Below are 26,570 nucleotides of genomic sequence, written 5' to 3'. Positions count from 1 at the left end.
TCTAACCCAAGGTGAATTGGCTAAGAAGTTAAATATTAGTAGACAATCTGTTAGTAATTATGAAAACGGCACGCGATTTCCCAATGATGTTCAACTTCTTATCAAAATCTCCCAACTTTTTTCTGTTTCTATAGATTATCTTATAGGTACTTCTAATATTCGGTTTTTATTTGTAAATGAACATTTAAAAAATCCCTCCCAGGCTAGAGAACATACTTCAGATAATTTTTTTGAAAAAAAGGAGGCCATGGAAAAACTTTTTTTTGAACTTGATAATATGTCCTTAGAAAATATTAATAAGATTACTAAATGCATTAAAATCTTTAAAGAAGATAATTAATAGAATATCTGAACAACTTTTGTATTTCTAATTTTAATTTATCTTAAAAAAAACTACTCTTTCTTAGTAACTGAATAAAATTCAGACTAAAAAAGAGTAGTTTTTTTAAACTTATTCTATATTATTTCCTTTTAGGATTTGCTATTTCAACTTTAACCTTTGTTCCTTTTATCCTTACACCATTTAATTTTTCTAAAATATCTTCGGCATAGTCTCCTGATACCTCTACAAATGTAAATTTATCATATACATCTATATTTCCAACCAAGCCTTTACTTATTCCTGTTTCTTGTATTATAGCAGCTAGTATATGTCTTGGGCTTATACCTTTTTTCTTACCTATGTTTATATGAATTCTTGCTGAAGAGCCTGAAGGTTTAAATGATTTGGATTTTCCACCTGATTTAGATTTCCCTCCAAAATCTACCATATCTAATTCTTCATGTCCTTCTAATCTATTATCAGCCATATAGAATTTCAATAATGCAGCTGCTATATCAAAAGAGGTATAATCTTCCTCAAGTAAAGTTTCTATAATCTTTTCATACTTACTTAAATCCTCTTTATCAATTTCTTCTTTTATTTTCTGAAGCATTATTGTAGTATAATTTGTCTCTATATCTCTAAGAGTTGGTAAATCCATTCTCGTAATTTTTGTTTTAGTATATCTTTGTATATCCCTTAACTTATAGATATCTCTTCCAGCTACAAAACTAAATGCTTTTCCTTCTCTACCTGCTCTAGCAGTTCTACCTATTCTGTGAACATAGTACTCCTCATCTTGAGGCATATCATAGTTAATAACTAAATCTACGTCATCTACATCTATACCTCTTGCTGCCACGTCAGTGGCTATTAAAATATCTATAGTACCCTTTCTAAACTTACTCATTACATTATCTCTTTGATTTTGTTTTAAATCTCCATGCAATCCATCTGCAAAATATCCTCTTCCTTGTAATTCTTCTGTTAATTCATCAACCTTTTTCTTCGTATTACAAAATACTACAGTCAATTTTGGATTGTACATATCTATAAGCCTAGATAAGATTTCAGTTTTCATATGCTGTTTTAGTTCAAAATAAACTTGCTCTACCTTTGGCACTGTAAGTTCCTTGTGAACAACCTTAATAATCTCAGGGTTTACTTGATAGCTTGCAGCAAATTTCATAATTTCAGATGGCATAGTTGCCGAGAAAAATATGGTTTGTCTTTCTTCACTTAAACCATTCATTACAAGTGCAATATCATCTCTAAAGCCCATATCAAACATTTCATCTGCTTCATCTAACACCATCATTCTAATATTGTCAATCTTTAATGTTTTTCTTCTTATATGGTCTAACACTCTTCCAGGTGTACCAATTACAATATTAACACCTTTTTTCAAAGCTTTGATCTGTCTATCTATTGGCTGTCCTCCATATATAGGGATTACTGATATACCTTTTTTATATTTAGCAAGTTTTCCGATCTCTTCAGCTACTTGTATTGAAAGCTCCCTAGTTGGACATAGAACCAATGCCTGAACATACTTTCCATCTGAATTGCATTTTTCAATAATCGGGATACCAAATGCGGCAGTTTTACCTGTTCCGGTCTGTGCTTGCCCAATAATATCTCTACCTTCTAATATTACTGGTATTGCTTGAGACTGAATAGGGGACATTTCCTCGAATCCCATATCGCTAATTCCCTTTTGTATCTCTATTGATAAATTCATCTCTTCAAATCTTAATTTTTCCATGTATTTAAAATCGTCCTCCTTAATCTATAACCTATTAAGTATACATATAATATTAACTAATTGCAAGAAAAACATTGTCTTATTATCAATATTATACCCATAATTATAAAAAAATTTCTATCAAAGCATATTAAGGTAGGTTTTTTTAAACTCATTGATGGAAAGTTCTTTTTTATAAGATATTAAAATAGAACTTTCCTATTTCTTTATAAAAAACTAGACTTGCTAGTATTTTTTTTATATAATCTTTAAAGATGATTTTATCAATGAAGGGAGATATAAATGAGTATTTTAACTGTAACAAATTTAAGTCACGGTTTTGGAGATAGAGAAATATTAAAAAATGTATCCTTTAGACTATTAAAAGGTGAGCATGTGGGTCTAATAGGTGCTAACGGAGAAGGAAAATCTTCTTTTATGAATATAATAACTGGAAAGCTAGAACCTGATGAAGGTCAAATAGAATGGGCTAAAAGAGTTAGAGTTGGGTATTTAGATCAGCATACAACATTAGAAAAAGGTCAAACCATTAGGGATGTACTAAAGGGTGCCTTCAAATATTTATTTGATTTAGAACAAGAAATGCAGGATATGTATTTAAAAATGGGTGATGTATCAGAAGATGAGCTTTCAGTTTTATTAGAAGAGGTAGGTACTATACAAGATATACTAGATCATAATGATTTTTATATAATAGATGCAAAGGTAGAAGATATAGCGAGGGGGCTTGGTCTTGATGATATTGGTCTTGATAGAGATGTAAACGACTTATCAGGAGGACAACGAACCAAAATACTTCTTGCTAAATTACTGTTAGAAAAACCAGATATACTACTACTTGATGAGCCTACTAACTATTTAGATGAGCCACATATCATATGGCTTAAAAGATATCTCCAAGAATATGAAAACGCTTTTATCCTTATATCCCATGATATTCCTTTCTTAAATTCTGTTATCAATTTGATATATCATATGGAAGATAAGGAATTAACCAGGTATGTAGGGGATTATGATAATTTCCAAAAAGTATATGAAGCTAAAAAAGCTCAATTAGAAGCAGCCTATAAAAAACAACAACAAGAAATAGCAGAACTTGAGGATTTTGTAGCTAGAAACAAGGCCAGAGTTTCAACCAGAAATATGGCAATGTCTAGACAGAAAAAACTAGATAAAATGGAAATAATAGAATTGGCCCGTGAAAAGCCAAAACCAGAGTTCAATTTTAAAGAGGGCAGAACAGCAGGTAGACTTATATTTAAAACTAAAGATTTAGTTATAGGTTATGATGAGCCTCTATCAAAGCCTCTTAATCTAATAATGGAGCGTGGTCAAAAAATAGCCCTGATTGGAGCTAATGGCTTAGGTAAAACTACTTTATTAAAGAGTATCCTTGGTGAAATTAAATCCGTATCAGGTAATGTAGAACTGGGAGATAATCTTCAAATAGGATATTTCGAGCAGGAAATCAAGACTCAAAACAACAATTCTTGTATAGATGAGATATGGCAGGAATTCCCAGGTTATACACAATATGAAGTTAGAGCGGCTCTAGCAAAATGTGGATTGACCACTAAACATATTGAATCTAAGGTAATGGTTTTATCTGGTGGAGAACAGGCAAAGGTAAGACTTTGTAAGCTTATCAACAAAGAAACCAATATACTTATACTAGATGAGCCTACTAACCATTTAGATGTTGATGCTAAGGAAGAACTAAAAAGAGCATTAAAGGCTTATAAAGGAAGTATCCTCCTTATTTCTCACGAACCCGATTTTTATAGAGATGTAGCAACTGATATTTGGAATTGTGAAAACTGGACAACGAAGATATTTTAAGATAAAGAAAATAACTGACAAAATTGGTGACCAATTTTGTCAGTTATTTTCTTTTACATAATATTTAATTATTCATTAAGTAAATAATCCTTAAATATATTCCTTACTAATTCTTCAGTTTGAGCTTCATCATATATATAATATGATGTTCCCCCAACCGTCTTTCCTTCTCCTGGAATTATATCTGTTTTAATACTATCTATATCTATTTTGCTTGCAAGTTTTGCTCCCTTAAGAATTTCCTTTGTAGATATATTGGTTTCCACATTGTTAATATATGTTTCTATAAGAAATGGTATCTTTATTATATTTTTAGGCTTCAAAGTCTGCTTTATTAATTCTCTCATAAACATTTGCTGAGCCTTAATCCTGCCTACATCACCCTCTGGATATTGTACTGTTCTGGAATTATTTTTTCTCCATCTTAAAAAATCATGGGCATTCTTTCCATCTAGTACTCGTAATCCCTCTTTTATATTTATATTAAGTGGTGGATAACCTGGAGTATTATCTTTATATTTCATATCAAAAGGTACATCTATCTCTACTCCACCTATGGCATCTACTATTTTCATTACTGCATTATAGTCTACTTTTACATAATAGTCTACATCTAAATTAAGAAAATCCCTTACAGTTCTCATTGTAAGTTCTGGCCCTCCATAGGAATGGGCATGATTTATTTTGTCTTTCTTTCCCTTTACAAGAACCCTTGTATCCCTAGGTATAGAAAGTAAGTTTATTTCTCCACTCTGAAAATTAACTTTAAATAACATCATAGTATCTGTACGAATATTTTTATATTCACTTGTCCCATTAGCATCTACACCCATCATTAAAAAAAGAATTTCATTTTCAACTCTTTGCTCTATTTTATTATCTTCTCCTAAATCAAGTTCTTTTTGAGGAACATCCTCTGTAACTGGTATTGAATTCTTTCCTAAAAAAATCTTATCACCAAATAGTTTAAATACTAAAATAAAACATATTAGTGATAATATAAATGATAATATAAACTTCTTTTTCATTTGAACACCTCAATTTTTATATGGAATTCTAAAGTAATGTATTCATAATACCAATATAAGATAATTTAGTCAATATTCAGAGCCGTAACACATGGACAAGAGAAATCTTTTAAAATAAAAAAATAATACTATAAAAATATAAGTATTCCAAGACTAAGTTTAAGCATATTTTTTTCTGCAAAACCAATACTGATACTGAAAATATATCTAAATCAAGATACCCTATTATATTATTTAATAAAGTGAGATTAAATAATATATAGGGTATCTTATCATAAGTTTAATTATTAAAGCATCTCTAAAAATGCATTTATCCTAGTATTTATTTGACCTATATCTAATTTTGAATAATCTGTTTCAATATATAAATATGGCTTTCCCTTTTTCTCCGCTACAAATTTTTTAACATTATAGGCTTCTACATTAAATGTATGACAAGCTTGAAGAACTACTTCTATTACTCCGTCTATTTCATATTCATCTATCATCTCATCTAGAGCTTGAAATCTTCTTGGATTTGGTGTCATAACAGAGCAACTAACATTTAAATACTTTTCTGTTAATGCATCTATTGGATCTATTGTTTCATCAACAAAAGTAGCTTTTTCTCTTACTCCGCTACAATTTTCGAAAGCCACTATATCTGCTCCCGAATCTTCTATAGTTTTTAATACCTTGTCTCTAACTCCCCCTACAGGACAACCAGTGATAAGTATCCTAGGTCTATTTGACTTAGTTCCCTTTAGTTCTTTTTCATATTTATCTTTCAGTTCCCTAGTTCTCTCAGCTATGAAATCGCATTGAGTTTTTCTATCAAATTGGAAACCCAATGCTTCCATTGTTTCATTTACTTCACGACCTGATATTGGGGAAGGATTTAATTTCCCAAGTTCATAGAAATCCAGAAGAATTTTTCTTTCTCTATTTCTTTCCTTTATCTCTTCTCTTAGTATTTCTTCTGAAATTTCTATATTGAATTTTTCTTCCAATACTTCTTTTAACCTAACTAATTCCTCTCTCCAGTATTTAAATGCATGGTCTTTATCTTGTCCTTGTGGTAAATGCATAACATGAGTTGGCTTTATTTCATTTAATAACTCATACATTTTCTTTTTACCATCACAAGTAGTTTCTCCTACTAATAAATCGGCAAAATAAAAATAGGGGCATGTTTCCGATACTGCAAAACCATAGCTAGACTTTATAAGTGGACAAAGATTTTTAGGCAGATGTTTTTCAGCATCTGGTATTGGCGCATCAGATGTACCACATAAACCAACTGCAACTGCCCCTGCTGCATGTATAAGCTCAATAGGTGTATATGTACAAAATATTCCCACAACTGGAGTCCCTTTCTCCTTTAATGCCTTTACTTTTAAAAAACCTTCTCTCCTAGCTTCTTCATAGTTCTCAAAATTCTCCGGTAACTTTAACATATCCTTTTCACTCCCTTAACAATCGTTCACATTATTATATAAAATTTAGGGAAAGGTAATCAAATAAGAATTTTCTATATTGTTTTTTTTAATATAGATATTAGTAATTTCAATTAAATTTAGTATAGCAAAATGAGAAAAGGCGTTTTTCAATTTTGCTCTCTTTTTATTTGCAGAAAAAACTGTCTCAAAATTAAATCTTGAGACAATCTCTTATTTATCATATAACAATCTATAATATATTTGAATTTATATATATGTATCTAATATAAATAAGATATTTACATTATTATAAAATACTGTTTACCTTATTATGGCTTCAATAAAAAATATTAATCTCGTTACAATAGATTTAATATAAAGCATTAATAGAAAAGCTAATAAACCACCAAATAAAATACTCTCTATTAACCTTTTCTGAAAAACAAAATATATAAGATTTATTAAAAGTATAGCAACAAAAGAAATTGTAACTAAATTTGAGTATAACCCTTTAAAAGAAAGGTTGAGGATAAATAAAATTGTAAATATTATATGAAATAATTTAATCCTTTTATGATAAAAATCTATAAATTTTTCCCTATTAAATATATCCCCCATGTTTTCACCTACCATTTATTATAATATATTGTGTGAATAAACTATAATCGCCTAAGTCCTATATCCTATGATTTAATTATATTAAAATTTTCAGATTAATGCAAATTAATCGGATAGCTTATTGAGGAATTCTCCAAAACCACAAAAAATTAAAAAATAGCACTTTTTATATCGATATAAAAAGTGCTATTTTACTAATATTTAAATAGCCTTTATAATCATTTTAAAGATATTGCAATTCTATTTTTGGCAGCTTCTAATTTATTTTCATCTGTTATTCCATATTCTTTAAATGCTTCTTCAATTGCTAAATCTGTATTTTCTTTATACCTATCATTTTTAGATACTTTCTCAAAAATTCCATCTATAATTTCATTTATCTCTTCTTTAGATAAGTCACCAAAAATATCTTCCTCATATTCTATAGCATATTCAATTTTTACACCTTTACCATCTTCTATTTCTTTAACTACTACTTCTTCTTCATCTAATTGTCTATCCTCTTGTATCCTATTACATCCTGTTATCAAAGATATTGCCAATATCAACAATACAATCAAAATAGCTTTTTTCTTCATATCTGCAACTCCTATCTCGGATTATTTCATCATAAAATTGCATAAATAAAACTTTTAATTTTGGAAGCTTTATTTAACTGTTATTTCTCCTTCTCCTGAAACATGAAAATCAAGTCTCCATCCACTCCAATACTCTAAATTAAGATGAGTGAATCTAACATATGCATCAGTTTCTGTTGAACTATATACATTTTTATATTTAAATGTAAATATAGCACCTGGCTGTTGTTTTGTTACCATATTAGAAAAACCATATTTATATGGTGGATCTATATCTGTTCTAGTTAATGTTGTTTGATATTTACTTGATACCTCATCCCCATTTATATTTGTTAAATAAACTGTATACTTAAATGTAGCTTTTTTCGGATAAGTACCAAAATCATAAAACGGTTGAATGGAATATTTATCATTATTTATAAAAGTTCCTTCAGCAGATCCATCTAAAACTTTTATAAATAATTTAGAAGTATCTATTACACCATACTTTCTAGAAATATTACTATAATTATTAATGCCAGATTTAGCCATTTCTCTTGCGATATTATCTAGTATAGCATCCATTTCCTTTTGGCTTAAATCTCCAAATATTTCTTTTTCTTTGGAAGCATTTTAACTAACGATAGCTCTTAAATCAAATTTAACATCACTTGGTAAATCTTTAATATTATTATCTTCTGCAAATACACTAATGCTGGAAACCAATAGTACCATTACAATCGTTAACAATAAAACTTTTCTCTTTAAAAATATTTTATCATCTCCTTTTAATAAATATTATTAGTATCCTACAATTCAGATTGTATAGTATATTATCTGAATAATCAAGCATTAGGAAATTTTGAAATCTAGGCTTGTGACTTTTCAACTATGGTCAATTAAATAGGTTTCAAACTCAAAATCCTAACTTCCTCTGGCGACAAAAAATAAAATTCCTTATTGTCAGCAAGCAAATAGAATGCCTGTAGTGGTCTTCCCGATTTTAAGATGGGGTAATTTTCTTAAAAAATACTACTTGTTCTTAATGAAAAAACAATGCAATCGTTCTTAGAAAAAGTATATTTATTTAAATAAAAAACTTATCTATATTAATTTGGATACAGATAAATAATTAATGAAAATATATCAAAATAGTAAGATTTGTGTTATTTTGAACTCAAAATATAGAAAGTGAGAATAAAAACACATGAAATCAAGTATAAGATAACATTTAATCAAGTATTTCCAATAGGCTCAGTAGTATTAAATCTGATAACTATGGAAAATAGAAATATGAACCAAGTCCTAAAGAAGATAAAGTGACAAAGGAACAAATAATAATTTTATTTTATTCATAAATTGAAATAGCATTCTTCATACAATCTTTACCCTCCTTATATCAGCTATAGTATTAGTTCATTCTATCCTATGACTATGAAGTTAATATCAATTATGGGATAACCTTCTTTACTAATTTCATTTACAATCTATTGAGCATTTATATTTTCCAAATATCTTTTGATTTTATTCCATCACTTTATTTGTAAGAAAAGCTATTTTAGTTTATTCATCTCCCCCCATTTATGAAAATAGTAAACTCAGCTGCTTTATTAATAATAGCTTAACATCTATTGTAATAGAATTGTAAGATAAAATTAAATTATTTAAAAGTATATTATGATATAATCTATTAATAAACTAATGTTTAAAATAGGAGGTTAGATATGAAAACTAATATTTATGTATTATGTGGTGGAAAATCTGTTGAACATGATATATCCCTTAGAAGTGCTTCAGCTATAATTAATGCTATAGATAGAGAGAAATATAATGTTTATCCAATTTATATCACTAATGAAGGTTCTTGGTGCAATTTAGGTCTATTGGAAGGAAGAATTAATAATCCTGATGAATTGAGGCGTACCAGTTCTTCCAGTATAGCTTTTTCAATAGGTGAATTTCTGACTAAAGTTCTTAAAGATGATGAGAAAAATCTAGTTTTTCCAGCCCTTCATGGCCCTAATGGAGAGGATGGTACTATACAGGGACTTCTTGAACTATTGGATATTCCTTATGTGGGAAATGAAGTCTTATCTTCTGCTTTGGCAATGGACAAAGTGATGACAAAGGATTTACTTTCAAGACACAATATTCCCCAAGTAAAATATGTTCCAATTAATTTACATAATTGGAAAGAGAATGAGGAAAAGTCTTATGAAACAGTTGAAGATCAAATTGGTTATCCATGCTATATAAAACCTTCCAATGGAGGTTCCAGTGTTGGTATTAGCAGAGCTGAAAATCGAGAAGAACTCATAGCATCTTTCAAAGATGCTTTCCGTTATGATTCCAAAATAATTATTGAAAAAGAATTAGTAGCTCGAGAAATGCAAATCTCTGTAGTAGGTAATAATAACCCCAAGGCTTCCGTACCAGGAGAGTTTATTATGGAAAGACCATTTTTTGACTATAATGCTAAATATATAGATGGTAAACTAATACCTGTAATACCAGCAAGATTAGAACCAGAAGTTAGTGATAAGGTTCGTGAAACTGCCGTAAAAGCTTTTAAGGTGTTAAATTGCTATGGATTAGCTCGTGTAGACATATTTGTTACAGATGAAAATGAGATATTTGTTAATGAGGTAAATACAATGCCTGGTTTTACAGCTGTAAGTATGACTCCCGTTTTATGGGGGGCTACCGATGGTACTACTTATGAAGAATTAATAGAAAAACTAATTAATTTAGCTTTAGAGAGATATAATGAAAAGAAATCTATAGTAAATACGAGGTGAAGGTTTTGATAACAAGAAATTTAAAAGAAATTCAACAAATGTGTGGCGGAACGGGATTAAAAGAGAAATATAAGGATACTGTAATTACAGGAGTTTCTACAGATTCAAGAAATATAAATCATGGACAATTATTTATACCCTTAATAGGAGAGAACTTTAATGGACATGATTTCATTACTATGGCAATAGGAAAAGGTGCAGCGGCTAGCCTATGGAATAAAAATGAGACTATGCCTGATATTGATTTCCCTTTTATTCTTGTAGATGATACAACATTAGCCTTACAAGAATTAGCTAAATCCTATCGTAATCAACTAAATACAAAGGTAATAGGAATAACAGGAAGTAACGGCAAAACTTCCACTAAGGATATCTTAGCAAGTCTTTTAAAAACTCAATATAAAACCCATAAAACTTTAGCTAATTTCAATAATTACATTGGATTACCTTTGACTATCTTGTCCATGGAAGAAGATACAGAAATGGCAGTTCTTGAAATGGGCATGGATAATTTTGGACAAATAGAATTATTAACCTCCATTGCTAGACCTGATGCTGCTGTGATTACTAATATAGGAGAAGCACATCTGGAAGGCTTAAAAACTAGAGAAAATATTGCAAAAGCAAAACTAGAAATACTAAAAGGATTAAAACCTCACAATCTTTTTCTTTATTATGGGGATGATGATATGTTGAAGAAGGAAATAGAAAATATCCCTATGGATTATGAAGTTAAAACCTTTGGTAATAAGCCATTTAATGATTATCAGCCTGAAATTGTTTTTATAAATGAAACTGGAGATTCATTTTTTTTAAAGGAACCTTCTTCACCAACTTTCTTTTTACCCATGTTAGGAGAACATCAGGTACTTAATGCCACTGCAGCAATAGCTGTTGCTAGGTATTTTGGAATTTCCTTTGAAAATATTGAAAAAGGTTTGCTAAGTGTAGAGAAAACAGGAATGAGAAATGAATTAATCCATGGAAAGGGATTTACCATTTTAAATGATTCTTATAAGTCAAATCCTTCTTCTGTTTTAGCAACCTTAGATACTATGTATTCTATGTTAGGATATAGCCAAAAAATTGTTGTTCTTGGTGATATGCAAGGTTTAGGAGATGAAGAAATCAATATGCACAAGGAAATCGGATTAAAGATTAATAAGAATAAAATAGACTATGTCTTTACCTTTGGTCCATTATCCCGTCATATTGCAGAGTCTGCAAAAATAAATCTTGGTAAAGATAGAGTAGCATCTTTTGATAACAAGCCTGAGTTAATTAAAAAAATTAAAGAAGTAATGATACCTAATTCCTTAATATTAACAAAGGCCTCAAGGGCATTAGCAATGGAAGAAGTAGTTAATTCCTTAATGGTTAACGTATAAACTATTTAATAATAAAATAATTGCATAAATATTATTAAGTTGCTAATTAATGGGTATATAAGAAGCAAGACAACCTATATTTACAAATAACATTACAAAAGGATGGTGGGTATTATGAAAAAAATCTTTACTGCATTAACATTATCTTTATTATTAATAAGTTTTAGCAGTGGGTTTGTCTATGCTGAAACTGAAATTATTCCCCAGGAGGTTAATGATGTTCTCACAGAATTGGAGAAAATACCAGATAATTTCTCTAATATTAAAGTCTACGGAGATATTAATAATCCAGAACTAGAAGACGCTATTGAAGAAATATTAGAACTTCAAGATGACAATCCTTCAGCTTTTGAAAAAGTAGAAGAAATTTACGAAAAAGGTTCTAAAGTAGTAAAAACCATAGCTGACATCGTAGAAAAACAATATAATGGTAAGAAACAGTTTGTCTTGAATACAAAAGAAGTATATGAGTTATCTAATAAGTTACAGAAAAATTTAACAGATGTCAGATTAGAAATGACAGATATTATTAAAGATAAAGATAGGAAAATTGATGTGGAAACCTATGGGGAAATACGACAAACCACCGATACCTTGAAAAAAGAAATTAAAGAAAGTGATTATATTGTAGGGGAAATAGCCAAAGAAACTAAAAACTATATAGTTTTAGTAAAAAATAAGAACTTTAAAGGTGCAATAAAGTCCTTTGAAAGAATATTATTACTTCAAGACCAACAAATAGAATTACTTAAAATTATAAATAAAAATGTAGAAACTCTTAATAATATACTTATAAATGCTTAAAAATTTGTAAAATAATGGACTGGTATTTTAAAATACCAGTCCATTATTTTACTTATTCAATCATTTCTTCCGTATTTTATATTTCTTTTTAACCATCTTATTTTGTTTTATAGGCACTACGAATTCAGAATGTCTACCCCATAAACTCAGTACCTTAGCATCATATATTTCTCCATTTTTAATGGGATTTAGCCTTAGATAATAATCATTATATTCTATAATTATTAGAAAAAACTATTGAATTGTACGTACATTTGTATTAATATAAATGTACGTACAATTATAGAGGAGGTAATATTATGAAAAAAATTGCCATTCTAGGTAGTAGTGGGGGGAACCTTTATAACTTAGGGGGAAAAGAACCTCTTAAACTACTTGGAGAAATTGAAACACAATGTAAATCAGCAGGTATTGAAGTAGAAGATATTCAATTTATAGGAGCTAAGGCTTCAATGGATAATATAAATAAGGATTCTCCTACTAGGCTATACACTTGGGATCTTATCCAAAATAAAATAGCTTTCTCTGATGAAAAACCTCTTTCAGAAATTAACATTATATCAGAAGAAAAAGATATAGCTATAGCTGACAAGATTAATAATGGGGAAGTGGATGGTTTAATTTTAATGAGTTCTGATCCCAAAAATACAAATAAACATTCAATTAAAGCAGCAATAAACAAAAAAATTCCTATAGTAGGTACTGGAGGCACATCTATGGCTACTATACAATCTCTAGGCGGTAATGTGATTTCAACTTCTGGTACTACCGGTACAACCAATAGAACTAGAGCTGTAGCTTCTGTACAGGCCTTAAGTAAATATTGGGGAATTAAGTATAAGCCAACCATAGGAGGCTCATCAAGCAGTACCAGTTCTACAGATGATAATGTATTCCAAAGAATTAGCTTTAGGGGAATAATGATGTCTGCACTACCTGGATTTATTGCAATGGCATTAGTTCTTGCACTGAGCAAGATTCCGGCATTTAGTAGTCTAGGAGAGATATTTAATATTTTAATTCAAGGTTTGCCTGTTATAGTGGCTGCAATTGCAGCAAAACAAGTATCTGGGCTTGATGAAGTTGGAATCGTTGCTGGTGTAATTGCGGGCATGCTCTCATCAAAAGGCGGATTAATCGGTGGGCTAATAGGAGGTATCTTAGCAGGTATTCTCGCTATCTATTTAATTAGACTTGCTTTAAATTGGAATTTCCCAGGGACAACGGCTAATATTATTTCAGGAGGATTATCTGGTCTAATTGCTGGATTAATAGTTTATTTCTTAATATCACCAATTACTTTAATGTTAGGTAATGGAATAAGATCAATAATCGAAACTGCAGTAAACTTTAGCCCAATTTTAGCTGGAGCCGTAGCTGGATTATTAATTTGGCCTGCAATAATAGGAGGAGTATATCATGCAGCAATACTGCCAATTGTTTTACTAGAAATGGAAACAACTGGAGCAAGCTTTTTAGGAGCTGTTGATATGACAGGATTAGTAATGGTTTCAGCAGGTATTACCTTAGCCAATATTCTATTTCCAAAACAAAAATCTGAAGCAGCTATTGCAGCACCAGGATTTTTCATTAATATAGCATTTGGTACATTTGTTGAAGCTGCATATCCTTTTATGTTTTCAGATAAATTAGTATTTATAGGAGCAATGATATCAGCTGCATTATCAGGTATATCAGTAGGTCTATTTAATGTTCATGGTACTGCTTATGTCCCTTCCATTACTGCACCGGCACTATCAAATAATCCATTTGGATTCTTGGTTAGTATGTTAGTAGGACTATCTTCTGCTTTTATAATTACAGTAATAGCTAATAGGGTTAATAAATCAAAAATCAATAAGGAGGCATAATATGTTTACATCAGATATGGAAAGCAAGAGAAGAAGAGGTTTAAATAAAGTCTTAGATGCAATAAAATTGCATGGAGGGACTACAATATTAAGCACAGGAATAACTGGAGATGATGCAAGACTTGCAAAAGCAGTAGTTAATGCAGGGGTGAAATTAATAGAACCAAATCATCCAGCAGTAGCTTTAGCAAGAGGATTTAAAGGTGTTACAAATATGCATGATGCAGAACAAATACGTCATGAATTACCAGTTATTGAAATGATAAAGGTTACTGAAGGTATAAGAAATGTAGTAGGCCAAGATATATTCATAACTGTAGGAATACCTGGCGGCTTTCATGAGTTAGTACCAGTAGAAATATCTGACGAAGTTTTCATAAGCTTATCTAAAGCAGGTGCTGACGGACTTCACATCCATAAGTCTAGTTTAAAGGATTTAGAAGAAGTAGTGAATAAAGCCCACAAATACGGTCTGCTTGTAGATGCCTATATTGGACACCCTGATGATCTTCATACCTTTGGATTACCTGCTCGAACTCCTGAAGAAGTAGCTAAAGTTGCTAAGGATATGGAAAGTATAGGAATTGATTTTATAGGTCTTATGACTGGCATGAGTTATGAAGGGGCAGATGCTGGAGAAATTCATCCAATTGTTAAAGAAAGACTCTATGCTTTAGTAGAATCAGTAAAAGTACCCACACTTGCAGAGGGCGGCATAAATCTAAGTAATTTTAAAGCCTTTTCAGATACAGGAGTTAATATCCTAGTAGTAGGTACTGCAATTGATGATGCCGCAAAAATAGCTGTACAAAATGTAGTTAGAAAATTTATCTAATGGTAACCAAAATGGGGCTGTTTCAAAAAGATAGTTTATAAATAAAAAAGGTGCTGTTTCATAATTGTAAATCAGTTATGAAACAAGCCCCTTTTTTATTGCCTATGGAAAACCTCTAATCCCCATTAATATAAATTCCATATTAATTTACTTTCATAAAAACATTACTTAATTTATTAGCAATTCAATAAAATTCTTTTTTATAGTCCATAAATAAGTCCCTAATTCATTATTCTTGTTAATGTAAAATTTTTTATATGAATTCAAAAGCACTGTTTTACAATACTTTCATTAAACTTTTATATTCTTGGCATACTTGCAAAAAATACATATTTTGTTCCTATATAATAACTCTCAACAAAATATAAAGGTTTCTTATTATCTGTATATACAACGCATTTCATTTTCAATATTGGTGAACCTTTATTTATTTTTAAATGGTGACTATACTCTTTAGGGCATCCTTCAGCTTCCAAATATAGATTTCCATAATCCAGCTTCAAATTATAATGTTCCTCATAAATTTTATATAAAGATGAATTATTATAAACCTGTTTATCTAAATCAGGGCATAATCTCTCAGATACATAAGCTATTTCATAACACATTGGCTCATTATTAGCTAATCTTAATCGTTCAACTTTATAAACCTTTTCGTCATCTAGTATTTCAAGATAACCCTTAACTCTATTGTCAGGTATCTCAAGGCTAAGACTCAATATCTTACTAGATGGCATTAAACCCATATATAGCATCTGCTCTGAAAAACTTTCTAAAGAGGTAAGTTTATATCTAGATTTAAGATTATTCACAAAAGTACCTTTCCCGGCTTGTCTATAAACATATCCTTCTTGGGCTAATCGTTGTAATGATTTTCGTATAGTATCTCTACTTACGTTATACTCCTCCATAAGTTCATACTCTGATGGCAACTTAATCCCCTCTGCCCATATATTATTTTCAATATTTTTCTTAAATTTATTATATAACTGTATATACAAAAAATCTTTCTTCATTGTCAATTTTTACACCTGCTTTATAATAAAATAACCCACTAGACATCTTGAAAAAACCAGTGGACTATATAATATTATAATAGTATCTATTTGTCAATAATTGTACGAATTTTCAATACCATAGTAAAATTATAGCTTGAATTTATTTCTTCCAAAGCATCCTTAATAAATATAATAAAAACAGAAAATACTATGATATAATATTTATATGAAAAAATAAGTATTTAAAAAGGAGAAAATTATGGGAAAAAGGGTAATATTAGGCATGAGTGGCGGAGTTGATTCATCAGTTTCTGCTTTACTCTTAAAAGAAGCAGGTTATGATGTTATTGGACTATTTATGAAAAATTGGAATGAAAAAGACGAAGATGGTATATGTACAGCAACAGCAGATGCAGATGATGCTAGAGCAGTGGCTGACCAATTGGATATTCCATTTTATACTATAAACTTTGAAAAAGAATACTGGGATAGAGTATTTACTTATTTTCTAGATGAATATAAGAAAGGGAGAACTCCCAATCCAGATGTTATGTGTAACCAAGAAATAAAATTCAATGCCTTTTTAGATTATGCTTTAAATCTAGAGGGAGATTATATAGCAATGGGACATTACGCGCAAGTAGAAAAAAGGGAAGATGTTTATTACCTTATTAGAGGAAAAGATAATAATAAAGATCAATCCTATTTCTTATCAAGAATAGGACAGAATGCTCTTTCTAAAACAATATTTCCTATAGGTCATTTGGAAAAAAAGGAAGTTAGAGAGTTAGCAGAGAAGCATAATTTATATACAGCTAGAAAGAAGGATTCTACAGGTATTTGCTTTATAGGTGAAAGAGATTTTGATGAGTTCTTAGATAGATATCTCTTGGCAAAAGAAGGAGATATTATAGATGTAGATGGAAATAAAATAGGAAGACATAGCGGACTTATTCACTATACCTTAGGACAACGAAAAGGAATAGGAATCGGAGGAGTTGGAACTGGAGAACCTTGGTTTGTTGTGGGAAAAAACATAAAAGAAAACATACTATATGTAGCACAAGGAGAAAAGAATCCGGCACTTTATTCCACCTCATTAATTGGAGAATTACCTTCTTGGATATTAGAAAAAACACCAAGTATGCCATTAAAATGTACTGCCAAATTTAGATATCGACAATCGGATATACCTGTAACTGTGAATATATTGGACAATGGAAAACTCCATATAAAATATGATAATCCTGTAAAAGCTGTAACACCGGGCCAAGCTGCAGTATTATATGAAAATGAAGTATGTCTTGGCTCTTGTATCATAGAATCAATAGAGCCATTAGATAAAAAACATCTCTATTTAAATCTTTAAAAGATAAGTATCAAAAATCTTAGAATTTTTGATACTTATCTTTTACTATATTATTTCTATAATATCTCCTTCTTTAATAAGTCCACCCTTTAAAACCTTAGTAAAAATTCCTTCCTTCGGCATAACACATTTACCAACTTTTTTAGCTATTGCACATCCCGTATGACATTCCTTGCCTATCTGAGTAACTTCTTGTATTGTTTCTCCTATAATTAACTTTGTACCTATTGGTAACTCATAAAGGATTATTCCTTCTGTCGTTATATTCTCTGCAAATATTCCTGGTACTAAGCCTTCTACACCCTGATTTTCCATTTTTTCAAAACTTTCTATGCCTAGTAAACTTACTTGCCTATGCCAATTGCCCGAATGAGCATCATTTTCCAGCCCAGAGTTTTCAATGAATAACCCTTCTTTTATAGGCTCTTTAACTACCCCTTTTTCCTCTGAAATATTTATGGATAGCACTCTACCTTTTACTTCTTTTCTCACATAATCACCTGTCTTTCCACCTGTCTTCTTAATAAGTCTTATATCTTCAATTACCATATCCTTATCAACTGCTTTACTCATATCATATATGGTTAGACAAGCTAGAGATACAGCCGTTAAAGCCTCCATCTCGACTCCTGTTTTACCTACAGTTTTTACTTCCGATTCAACCTCAATAGCATCGTCTAATACATTAAATCTAATATCTGCACCTGTTAAAAATATATTATGACACATTGGAATCAAATCACTGGTTTTCTTAGCTCCCATTATTCCACCTATTTGAGCTACAGACAATACATCTCCTTTTTTCATAAGTCCATCCTTGATTTTTTGGATGGTATCTTTTTTCATTCTGATTTTTCCTCTTGCTATAGCCTTCCTTTTAGTATCTTCTTTTTCTCCAACTTCTACCATATGAGCTCTTCCATATTTATTAAAATGTGTAAATTCCATTGTTTATCCCCCTATTTGATTCATATTTCTACTTATATACTTTCCGTTTTCTAGATGATGAGATTCTTCTTTTTGGTTTATAGAGTCAATTATTAATTTCCTCATATCCTGTCCACTTTTTAATGCTTCTTTTATATCTATCTCTCTATTAGAATGAAGACATAATTTAAGCTGCCCTTTAGATGTTAATCTTACCCTATTACAATTAGCACAGAATTTACAGGATATTGGATTTATTATACCTACTTTACCTTTTCCATTGGGCAGTTTATAATATACTGCTGGTGAAGATTTATCTTCCCTTGGGATAGGTATTAACTCTTTAACCTTCTCTAATATAATATCGTTAGAAATAAATTTTTCTTTAGCCCATCCTGCCGCTTCTCCTATTGGCATTAGTTCGATAAACCTAATATTTATATCTTCTTTCTCTGTTAATCCTATGAAAGACTCTATTTCATCATCATTAAAGCCACCTATTAGAACAGTATTTATCTTTATAGGAGTTAAACCTACTTTCTTCGCTTCTTCTATACCTTCTAAAACATTCTCAAGTTTTCCGCCCCTAGTAATAAGACTATATTTTTCTTCATCTAAAGTATCTAAGCTAATATTTACTCTGTTTAAACCTGCCTTCTTTAGTTCCTTAGCATATTCTTTAAGAAGTATGCCATTGGTGGTCATAGCCAAATCTTTCACTCCATCAAGCTTTGATACTTTATATATTAAATCTATTATACCTTTTCTTATGAGGGGTTCTCCTCCAGTAAATCTTATTTTATTTACACCTAATTCTACAAAAACCTTTGTTATTTCATATACCTCTTCTAATGTCAATATTTCCTCATGAGAAAACTTAGAGACTCCCTTCTCTGGCATACAATATATACATCTTAAATTACATCTATCCGTTAGGGAAATCCTAAGATAATTTATTTCTCTTCCAAAAGAATCCTTCATCTAATCACCTTTTTTGTTTTTTCGTTTTCCTATTGCTGCTGAAATCCATATACTAAATTCATATAAAAATACCATTGGTAAAGCCAATAACATTTGTGATACTACGTCTGGCGGAGTCAATACGGCGGCTAAAATAAATATTAGTAAAATTACTATCTTTCTATATTTTTTTAGTGTCTTCGCTGTAACAAGATTTACTTGTGTTAATAATATTATCAACAATGGTAATTCAAATACTACTCCAAATGAAAAGACCATTGAAGAAATAAAACTCAAATATCTATCAAAAGAAAATAATGGACTTATCTGCTTTACAGAAACTTGGGTAAAAAAATCTATAGTTATTGGAATTATTACTAAATATGCAAATATTACACCTATTAAGAAAAAGATTATACCCATATATAAGGAAAATAATAAATATCTCCGTTCATTTTTTTTAAGTCCTGGTTTTACAAATAACCATATTTGCATTAAACTTATTGGAGAAGAAATTACTATTCCAAATATTATAGCAATCTTAATATAGGCTATAAAAAGCTCAGGCGGGCTTAAATAAATAAACTCCAAATTTTTTGCCGGCTTAACCATATATTGAATAATTATATTAATATATTTATAGCCTAAAAAAGACCCTAATATTATAGCTATGAAAATTATAATAATTCTTTTTCTTAACTCACTCAGATGCTCTACAAGAGTAAGCTGTTTATCTTCCATAAAATATCCTCCTAAAGTCTATGGTTTTCGTTTATTCCTTGTCCTCCTTATTACTATCTAAATCAACCCCATCTTCAGATATTTTATTAGCATGATTCTTAAACTCTCCTATTGCCTTTCCAAAAGCCTTTCCTACTTCTGGAAGTTTTCCGGGTCCAAAAACCACTAAAGCAATTCCAAGTATTAATACTAATTCTGTAGCACCTATTTTACCAAACATATAAATGCCTCCTCTTTTATTTAAGATTATTTCTTAAAAAATTTTTCTTCTATAAGATTTACTATATCTTCTACCTGCTCAAAATCAAACTGTGGTATTTCATTCTTTAATGGAAAATCTGTAACTATTCCAAATAATTCTTCCTCTTTGGTAATAAGATTTTCTGAAATTTCTTTTCTAATTACTTCTAATTTAGGCTTGTTTTCCTTTTTATATCCTTCAGTTATGATAATATCAACATTCTGAATTCGGTTAATTATCTCATCTAACTTATATTCTTGCTGTACCTTTTCAATCTTTGCCATCTTAACTGGCGAGGATATAATAACAGTATCAGCTCCTGCTTGTCCATGTTGCCATGTGTCTTTCTCTGGTTGATCTATTTCAAAATCTCCCGTATGATGTTTTATTGTTGCCACTTTATATCCTCTATTTTTTAGTTCCTCTATTATCTTACAAAGGATAGTAGTTTTTCCAGTATTGGACTTACTTCCAACAATTGAAAATACAGGTATCATTACAGTACCTCCGAACAATCCAATATTTCAACCTCTATTTTATCTCCATTTTTATAAGGACCAGTACCAGCCTTTATATAAAATAATGAGTTGGTGCCTGATAAGGATGATAAAACTCCTGAACTATGCTTACTAGGAAGTTTAGTGAAAAACTGTCCATCTCTGTAATAAGTTATTGCCCTAACATATCTATTCTGATTACTTACTTTGGCAAACTCACTTTCCAATGTAGATTCTATCTTCATCAAATCATATTTTGTTTTTCCCATAAGCCTAAGTATGGTTGGTCTCACAAATTTTTCAAATGTTATACTTGCTGCCGCAGGATTGCCAGATAGTCCAAATATTAATTTATTATCATATTTTGCCACTGCAATAGGTGTACCTGGCTTCACTCTTACCTTCCAAAATAAAACCTCTCCTCCTATTTCCTGAAATGCCTCTTTAACTAAATCTGCATCTCCTACAGAAACTCCGCCAGTTGTTATAATTATATCTGCCCATTCTAAGCTAGATTTTAATTCACATTTTATATCCTCTAGTTTATCATTACATATTCCAAGGACTATAGGTTCTCCACCTAATTTCATTACTTGTGCTGCTATAGTATAGGAATTACTATTCCTTATTTTTCCTTCCTTAGGTATCTCATCAATATCTATGAGTTCATCACCAGTAGCCAAAATAGCTACTTTGGGTTTTGAATAAACTTCCACCATAGTTCTTCCTAATGTTGCCAATATTCCTATATCAGCTGGACCAATAATATGACCTTTCTTAAGGACAATATCTCCTATTTCTATATCTTCTCCCATTTTAACTATATTTGAATTAGGTTTAAGATAGTTAAATATTTTAACATTCTTCTCTGTAAACTCCGTATCCTCATATTTAATTATAATATCTGCACCTTCAGGTATTTTAGCTCCTGTCATAATTCTTATAGCTTGCCCATTTTCTATTTTCTTGGAACTCACATATCCCGCTGGAATATAATCTATCACTTCTAAGTCCACAGGACTTTCTTCTGTAGCCTCTTTTATGTCTTCAGACTTTAAGGCATATCCATCAAGGGGAGATCTATCAAATGGGGGCATATTCATATCAGATATAATATTCTCTCCTAAAACATATCCTAAGCTTTCTAAAATAGGTATATTTATTGTATTTATTTTAATATCCTGACTTAAAAGTATTTCATTTGCCTTTTCTATGGATATATTAGTTAACATTTTTTCCTCCTTAATTTTTCCCAAAATGACAATCTGGGAAGGTACAAATTTTACAACTTAAACATTGCCCTCCATAACCAAGACTTGTAATATCCTTACGAAAAATTTTTTCACCTGCACAAACCCTTGGCAGCAATAAATCAAAGGCTGTAGTATGTGCAAACATTACACATCCTGGAAGCCCCATTACTGGAATATTATCTAGGTAAGCAACAAGCAGCATGGCACCAGGTAATACTGGAGTACCATAGGATACTATATTGGATCCAGTTGCTTTAATTGCACCAGGAGTTTTATCGTCTGGATCTACTGACATTCCTCCAGTAACTATTATAAGCTCTGCTTCCATATTCTTTGATTTAATAATTTCATCTTTAATAATATCTAGTTCATCTGGTACTATGGTTTTATAGAAGATTTCCGAATCAAAAGTTTTAACCTTTCTTTCTATAACCGGACCAAATTTATCCTCGATTCTACCTTTATACACTTCAGAGCCAGTAATAATTAAAGCTGTTCTTAATTTTTTAAAAGGTTTGACTTCAAATATTGGACCCTTTTCCTTAAGTATTTTTTCTGCTGCAGCTATTTTTTCCTTCTCAATAATTAAAGGAATAACTCTAAAACCTCCTATTAAATGACCTTCCTCTATTAATCTATTTCCATGTATAGTGGCTAAAATCATATCTCCCAAATCATTTATTTCGTCCAATACTTCTCTATTTATCTTTAACAATCCCTTATACTTTGGCATTATATTAATCTTGCCTTCTTTAGGCTCAGTAAAATAAATTCCTTCACCACAAATTAAGTTTCCTATAGCTATAGCTGCATCATCTTCATGTAATGTATTTTCATCTATTTCAAATATATATATATGTTCCTTCCCTATTCTAAGAAGTCTTTCGATGTCCGTCTCCTGTATAATATGGCCTTTTTTAAATGCCACTCCTTTAAACTCTCCAGGTACTATTTCTGTTATATCATGACCTAATACCATGCCAACAGCCTCTTCTACTTTTACTACTTTCATCTCAATCACCTCATGGATAAATTTATATAATCCTTAACTATTTTAAATATTTCAATTATATCATACTAGATTGCAATTGTATCTATTTTAGAATTCATTTATTTTTCCCCATATATTATTTTAACATTAATATTACTATGGTTCTAATTTATACTTTTCTATTTTTCTATATAGTGTTCTTAACCCAATATTTAACATTTTTGCGGCTTCTGGCTTATCCCAATCAACTAGTTTTAATATATTGCTAATATGCTCTTTTTCCACATCGTCTAGAGAGATGTATTTTTGCTGAGGAGTTTCAGCATTGTTTAAATTTGGAAGTAAATCCCTAGGAAAAATCTCATTTCCTTTAGATAATAATACTCCTCTATCAATGAAATTTGCTAATTCCCTTACATTCCCTGGAAAATCATAATCTAATAAAAATCTTTTTGTTTCTTCTCTTAACTCCTTTTTATTATTTAAGTTTTTATTTAAAAAATAATTAGCAAGAATAAGTATATCATTCCCACGTTTTCTCAAAGGAGGTACTGAAATAGTAACTACACTTAATCTATAAAATAAATCTTCCCTAAAACTTCCATTATAAATTGCTTCTTCTAAATTCTTATTTGTTGCCGTAACCACTCTTACAGTAGTCTTTTTTGTCATAGTCCCTCCTACAGGTCTAAATTCTCCTGTATCCAAGAAACGTAATAATTTTACCTGTAAGGAAGGATCCATATCTCCAATTTCATCTAGAAATAGAGTTCCCCCATTGGCTATTTCTACTAATCCCTTTTTATTAGTATGAGCGCCAGTAAAAGCTCCCTTTACATGACCAAATAATTCACTTTCTAACAGTTCTCCAGGGATAGCACCTGCATTTATTGGAATAAATGGCTTATCTCTTCTGCAACTTTTATAATGTAATGCATTAGCTACTAAATCTTTCCCTGTCCCACTTTCCCCTAATATTAAAACTGGCAAATGACTATCACAGGCTTTTTCTATTATATACTTTAAATTCATCATTACTGGAGATTCCCCAATAATCTCTTTTTTATCATTTATAAGTTTAATATTTTCAACAAGGCTTTCATTATATCCTTGAAGTCTTTTTTTCTCCGCAGCTCTCTTTAAAACTAACTCTAATTCAATAGGATTTACAGGCTTAGACAAATAATCATAAGCACCTTTTCTCATTGCCTCTATTGCAGATTCTATTGTTCCATATCCAGTCAACATAATTATCTCCATATTTGGCTGTATTTTCTTTACCTTATCTAATAATTCTAATCCATTTATTTTATCCATCATTATATCAAATAAAGCTACATCAAACTCTTCTTCTTCAACTAATTTTATTGCATCTAATCCTGAATTAACAGCTTTGACATTGAGCCCTTTTCTAGTCAATCTGTCCCTTAATACTTCAATAAATGTTTCTTCATCATCTACTATTAATAATTTAAAATTCTCCATTTCCCTCCACCTCCTTAGAAATTGGAAGTTTTATCAATACTTTAGTCCCTATATTTTCTTTACTATGTATTTCAATAGAGCCTCTCATCCTTTCAACTATAGCTTGGCTAATTGATAAACCTAACCCAGTTCCCTTGCCAATTGGTTTTGTTGTATAAAAAGGGTCAAATATTCTTCCTTTATCTTGTTCCTTTATACCATATCCGGTGTCAGATATTGATAATAATAGTAAATTATCATCTATTTCCTTAATATCTATTGTTAATGTCCCTTTATCTTCCATAGCATCTACTGCATTAGTTATTATATTTAACAACATTTGCTGCATTTGAGATTCATCTGCTAATATTATAGGTTCTATTGAATCTATTTTAAATACAATATCTATATTCTGCTTCTTTAATCTATGTTCCATTAATTTTAAAATATCTTCAATTATCTTAGATATATTAACTAATTTAATATTAACCTTTGATTCCCTGGAAAATTTTAATAAATTCTGAGTAATTGCTGAACATCTGCTAATTTGTTCCTTTATTATTTCTAAATAATTTTGTATAATCTTGTTACTATATAAAAAGTTTATATCCTCTGTTTCCAATCTTTCCAATAAATCAGTTGCATAAAATCCCAAATTATTCATAGGATTATTAATTTCATGTGCTACTCCAGCTGCTAAGGTACCTATTGCTGCCCTTTTTTCTGCTATCATTATTAAACTTTCATTTTCTCTTCTTTTCTTAATTTCTTCTGTCATATCATTAAATGCTTCTATTACTTTCCCAATTTCATCATTATTTCGTCTTGATATTTTATAGTCAAAATTTCCACTTTTTACAGAATCAACACCCTTCTCTAGTTCCTCCACTGGCTTCATAAAAAGATATATTAGAAAAGAGCCAAATAAAGCAATCATTAATATGGTCAATACAAAAGTAATTCCAATCTTAGCTATGACCAATCTAATGTTAGCATAAGCACTATCCAAAGGCTGCTCAACTACTACTCCCCAATCAACTATTGGAATTAAACCATATACTCCTAAAACATTCTCTCCTAAATAAGATTCATAAATCATAGTTTCAAACTTTTCATATTTTGAATCCTTATCTTTTTCTGTTTTAATCTTGAGTAGATTTTTAACTCCTCTACTTTTAGTTACATCTTGTCCTCTAGTCACTTGGCTATAGTCAGAGTGACCAATTAAAGAGCCTGCATCATCTATTAAAATAATATAACTTCCTTCTTTTGTCTTTGTGGAGTTTATCTTTTTCATTATTTGTCTAAGACTCATCTTTGCTATAATAGCCCCCGTTAAATATTCTTGATTTCCACCAACTGGAATTCCCAGTTCAAAAACAATTTGATTATCTAAATCTATTTCTGGTTTTCCAATATACAAGTTTCCCTGCTTTAGGATTTGAAATTTTTTCTCTTCAGAAATATTTCTCAACTCTTTGGGAGAAATGGCATATCTTTTTGATATTTTTACTAATTCCATACCATTGGGAGCTATCATAGATATCTCCTCTAAATGATGATATCTTTTTAACATCCTATATATTATATCTTCTCTATTATATTTATTATCACCATCAAATAATCCTAAATTTGTCATGCCCATAGTTTCCAATGACTCCTGTGTTGTCTTTACCATTTCAACTACTGTCTGTGATATTTTTGATGCAGTTAGTTCATGTTCTTTATGTATAGACTCTTCTACTTCATTTTTTAATGTCTTAATATTAATCAAAGCCAATAATATTAATGGGATAATAGATACACCAAGCATCATAAAAATCAATTTAGATTTTATGCTAACTAAAAAATGTTTTTTTATTTTTCCTTCCCTATTTCCTCCCATA

Annotated in this window: 24 protein-coding genes and 1 pseudogene; 9 read left to right on the top strand and 16 right to left on the bottom strand. The window is 30.2% G+C overall.

Annotation, left to right across the window (positions count from 1 at the left end; translation table 11 throughout):
* The coding region (locus RT714_RS07305) for a helix-turn-helix transcriptional regulator (RefSeq protein WP_313756916.1) at positions 1-340 on the top strand (340 nt) is incomplete at its 5' end.
* Between the two features lie 121 nt (positions 341-461).
* Here the strand turns inward: RT714_RS07305 and RT714_RS07300 are convergent.
* Positions 462-2,087 (bottom strand): DEAD/DEAH box helicase, encoded by a 1,626-nt coding sequence (locus RT714_RS07300; RefSeq protein WP_313756915.1) that lies wholly within the window; start codon positions 2,085-2,087, stop codon positions 462-464.
* 282 nt (positions 2,088-2,369) lie between these two features.
* Between RT714_RS07300 and RT714_RS07295 the strand changes: the two genes are divergently transcribed.
* On the top strand, positions 2,370-3,926 hold the full coding sequence (locus RT714_RS07295) for an ABC-F family ATP-binding cassette domain-containing protein (RefSeq protein ID WP_313756914.1): 1,557 nt from the start codon (positions 2,370-2,372) through the stop codon (positions 3,924-3,926).
* Between the two features lie 68 nt (positions 3,927-3,994).
* Here RT714_RS07295 and RT714_RS07290 read toward each other — a convergent pair whose 3' ends face one another.
* From RT714_RS07290 to RT714_RS07275, 4 genes are all read right to left on the bottom strand, one after another.
* Positions 3,995-4,954, bottom strand: a complete 960-nt coding sequence (locus RT714_RS07290; RefSeq protein WP_313756913.1) for an LCP family protein — start codon at positions 4,952-4,954, stop codon at positions 3,995-3,997.
* 287 nt (positions 4,955-5,241) lie between these two features.
* Entirely contained in the window at positions 5,242-6,390 is a 1,149-nt protein-coding gene (locus RT714_RS07285; protein WP_313756912.1) for a double-cubane-cluster-containing anaerobic reductase, read from the bottom strand.
* Positions 6,391-7,208: 818 nt separating this feature from the next.
* Positions 7,209-7,568 (bottom strand): hypothetical protein, encoded by a 360-nt coding sequence (locus RT714_RS07280; protein ID WP_313756911.1) that lies wholly within the window; start codon positions 7,566-7,568, stop codon positions 7,209-7,211.
* 69 nt (positions 7,569-7,637) lie between these two features.
* The gene (locus RT714_RS07275) at positions 7,638-8,132 is read right to left on the bottom strand and encodes a hypothetical protein (protein ID WP_313756910.1); all 495 of its coding nucleotides are present in this window, start codon (positions 8,130-8,132) and stop codon (positions 7,638-7,640) included.
* Between the two features lie 606 nt (positions 8,133-8,738).
* Here RT714_RS07275 and RT714_RS07270 point away from each other — a divergent pair.
* From RT714_RS07270 to RT714_RS07245, 6 genes are all read left to right on the top strand, one after another.
* On the top strand, positions 8,739-8,870 hold the full coding sequence (locus tag RT714_RS07270) for a hypothetical protein (protein WP_313756909.1): 132 nt from the start codon (positions 8,739-8,741) through the stop codon (positions 8,868-8,870).
* 401 nt (positions 8,871-9,271) lie between these two features.
* Positions 9,272-10,345: a D-alanine--D-alanine ligase gene (locus RT714_RS07265; protein WP_313756908.1), complete on the top strand. Its 1,074-nt coding sequence runs from the start codon at positions 9,272-9,274 to the stop codon at positions 10,343-10,345.
* On the top strand, positions 10,342-11,733 hold the full coding sequence (gene murF / locus RT714_RS07260) for a UDP-N-acetylmuramoyl-tripeptide--D-alanyl-D-alanine ligase (RefSeq protein ID WP_399326245.1): 1,392 nt from the start codon (positions 10,342-10,344) through the stop codon (positions 11,731-11,733). Before RT714_RS07265 ends, murF begins: the two co-directional genes overlap by 4 nt.
* Before the next feature lie 114 nt (positions 11,734-11,847).
* Complete coding sequence (locus RT714_RS07255; protein WP_313756906.1) at positions 11,848-12,537, top strand: hypothetical protein; 690 nt, start codon at positions 11,848-11,850, stop codon at positions 12,535-12,537.
* A 299-nt stretch (positions 12,538-12,836) separates the two neighbouring features.
* Positions 12,837-14,408: a hypothetical protein gene (locus RT714_RS07250; protein WP_313756905.1), complete on the top strand. Its 1,572-nt coding sequence runs from the start codon at positions 12,837-12,839 to the stop codon at positions 14,406-14,408.
* Between the two features lies 1 nt (position 14,409).
* Complete coding sequence (locus RT714_RS07245; RefSeq protein ID WP_313756904.1) at positions 14,410-15,243, top strand: hypothetical protein; 834 nt, start codon at positions 14,410-14,412, stop codon at positions 15,241-15,243.
* A 299-nt stretch (positions 15,244-15,542) separates the two neighbouring features.
* Here RT714_RS07245 and RT714_RS07240 read toward each other — a convergent pair whose 3' ends face one another.
* The gene (locus tag RT714_RS07240) at positions 15,543-16,259 is read right to left on the bottom strand and encodes a GntR family transcriptional regulator (RefSeq protein WP_313756903.1); all 717 of its coding nucleotides are present in this window, start codon (positions 16,257-16,259) and stop codon (positions 15,543-15,545) included.
* Positions 16,260-16,500: 241 nt separating this feature from the next.
* Between RT714_RS07240 and mnmA the strand changes: the two genes are divergently transcribed.
* Positions 16,501-17,610 carry a tRNA 2-thiouridine(34) synthase MnmA gene (mnmA, locus tag RT714_RS07235; protein ID WP_313756902.1) on the top strand — a complete coding sequence of 370 codons (1,110 nt, stop codon included), beginning with the start codon at positions 16,501-16,503 and terminating at the stop codon, positions 17,608-17,610.
* A 45-nt stretch (positions 17,611-17,655) separates the two neighbouring features.
* Here mnmA and RT714_RS07230 read toward each other — a convergent pair whose 3' ends face one another.
* The 10 genes and pseudogenes from RT714_RS07230 to RT714_RS07185 all read right to left on the bottom strand — a co-directional run bounded on the left by RT714_RS07230 (position 17,656) and on the right by RT714_RS07185 (position 26,569).
* Positions 17,656-18,102, bottom strand: coding sequence for an MOSC domain-containing protein (locus tag RT714_RS07230; protein ID WP_313756961.1), 447 nt, complete (start codon positions 18,100-18,102; stop codon positions 17,656-17,658).
* A 3-nt stretch (positions 18,103-18,105) separates the two neighbouring features.
* Positions 18,106-18,558 (bottom strand): annotated as a pseudogene (moaC, locus tag RT714_RS07225) (cyclic pyranopterin monophosphate synthase MoaC); the annotation flags it as partial.
* Between the two features lie 3 nt (positions 18,559-18,561).
* A complete protein-coding gene (moaA, locus tag RT714_RS07220; RefSeq protein WP_313756901.1) occupies positions 18,562-19,518 on the bottom strand; it encodes a GTP 3',8-cyclase MoaA in 957 nt (318 codons plus the stop codon).
* On the bottom strand, positions 19,519-20,238 hold the full coding sequence (gene tatC / locus RT714_RS07215) for a twin-arginine translocase subunit TatC (protein ID WP_313756900.1): 720 nt from the start codon (positions 20,236-20,238) through the stop codon (positions 19,519-19,521).
* A gap of 31 nt (positions 20,239-20,269) precedes the next feature.
* Positions 20,270-20,458, bottom strand: a complete 189-nt coding sequence (locus RT714_RS07210) for a twin-arginine translocase TatA/TatE family subunit (protein ID WP_313756899.1) — start codon at positions 20,456-20,458, stop codon at positions 20,270-20,272.
* A 26-nt stretch (positions 20,459-20,484) separates the two neighbouring features.
* Positions 20,485-20,976, bottom strand: coding sequence for a molybdopterin-guanine dinucleotide biosynthesis protein B (mobB, locus tag RT714_RS07205; protein WP_313756898.1), 492 nt, complete (start codon positions 20,974-20,976; stop codon positions 20,485-20,487).
* Positions 20,976-22,208 (bottom strand): gephyrin-like molybdotransferase Glp, encoded by a 1,233-nt coding sequence (gene glp / locus RT714_RS07200; RefSeq protein ID WP_313756897.1) that lies wholly within the window; start codon positions 22,206-22,208, stop codon positions 20,976-20,978. Before glp ends, mobB begins: the two co-directional genes overlap by 1 nt.
* Before the next feature lie 10 nt (positions 22,209-22,218).
* On the bottom strand, positions 22,219-23,241 hold the full coding sequence (locus tag RT714_RS07195) for a molybdopterin-binding protein (RefSeq protein ID WP_313756896.1): 1,023 nt from the start codon (positions 23,239-23,241) through the stop codon (positions 22,219-22,221).
* 135 nt (positions 23,242-23,376) lie between these two features.
* On the bottom strand, positions 23,377-24,705 hold the full coding sequence (locus tag RT714_RS07190; protein ID WP_313756895.1) for a sigma-54 dependent transcriptional regulator: 1,329 nt from the start codon (positions 24,703-24,705) through the stop codon (positions 23,377-23,379).
* A complete protein-coding gene (locus RT714_RS07185; RefSeq protein WP_313756894.1) occupies positions 24,692-26,569 on the bottom strand; it encodes an ATP-binding protein in 1,878 nt (625 codons plus the stop codon). The genes RT714_RS07190 and RT714_RS07185 overlap by 14 nt, the downstream gene beginning before the upstream one ends.
* Position 26,570 lies beyond the last annotated feature (1 nt).

This window comes from Tissierella sp., from assembly GCF_032104385.1.
In the GTDB taxonomy this organism is placed as follows: domain Bacteria; phylum Bacillota; class Clostridia; order Tissierellales; family Tissierellaceae; genus Tissierella.
This window is presented reverse-complemented; position numbering and strand designations above follow the sequence as displayed.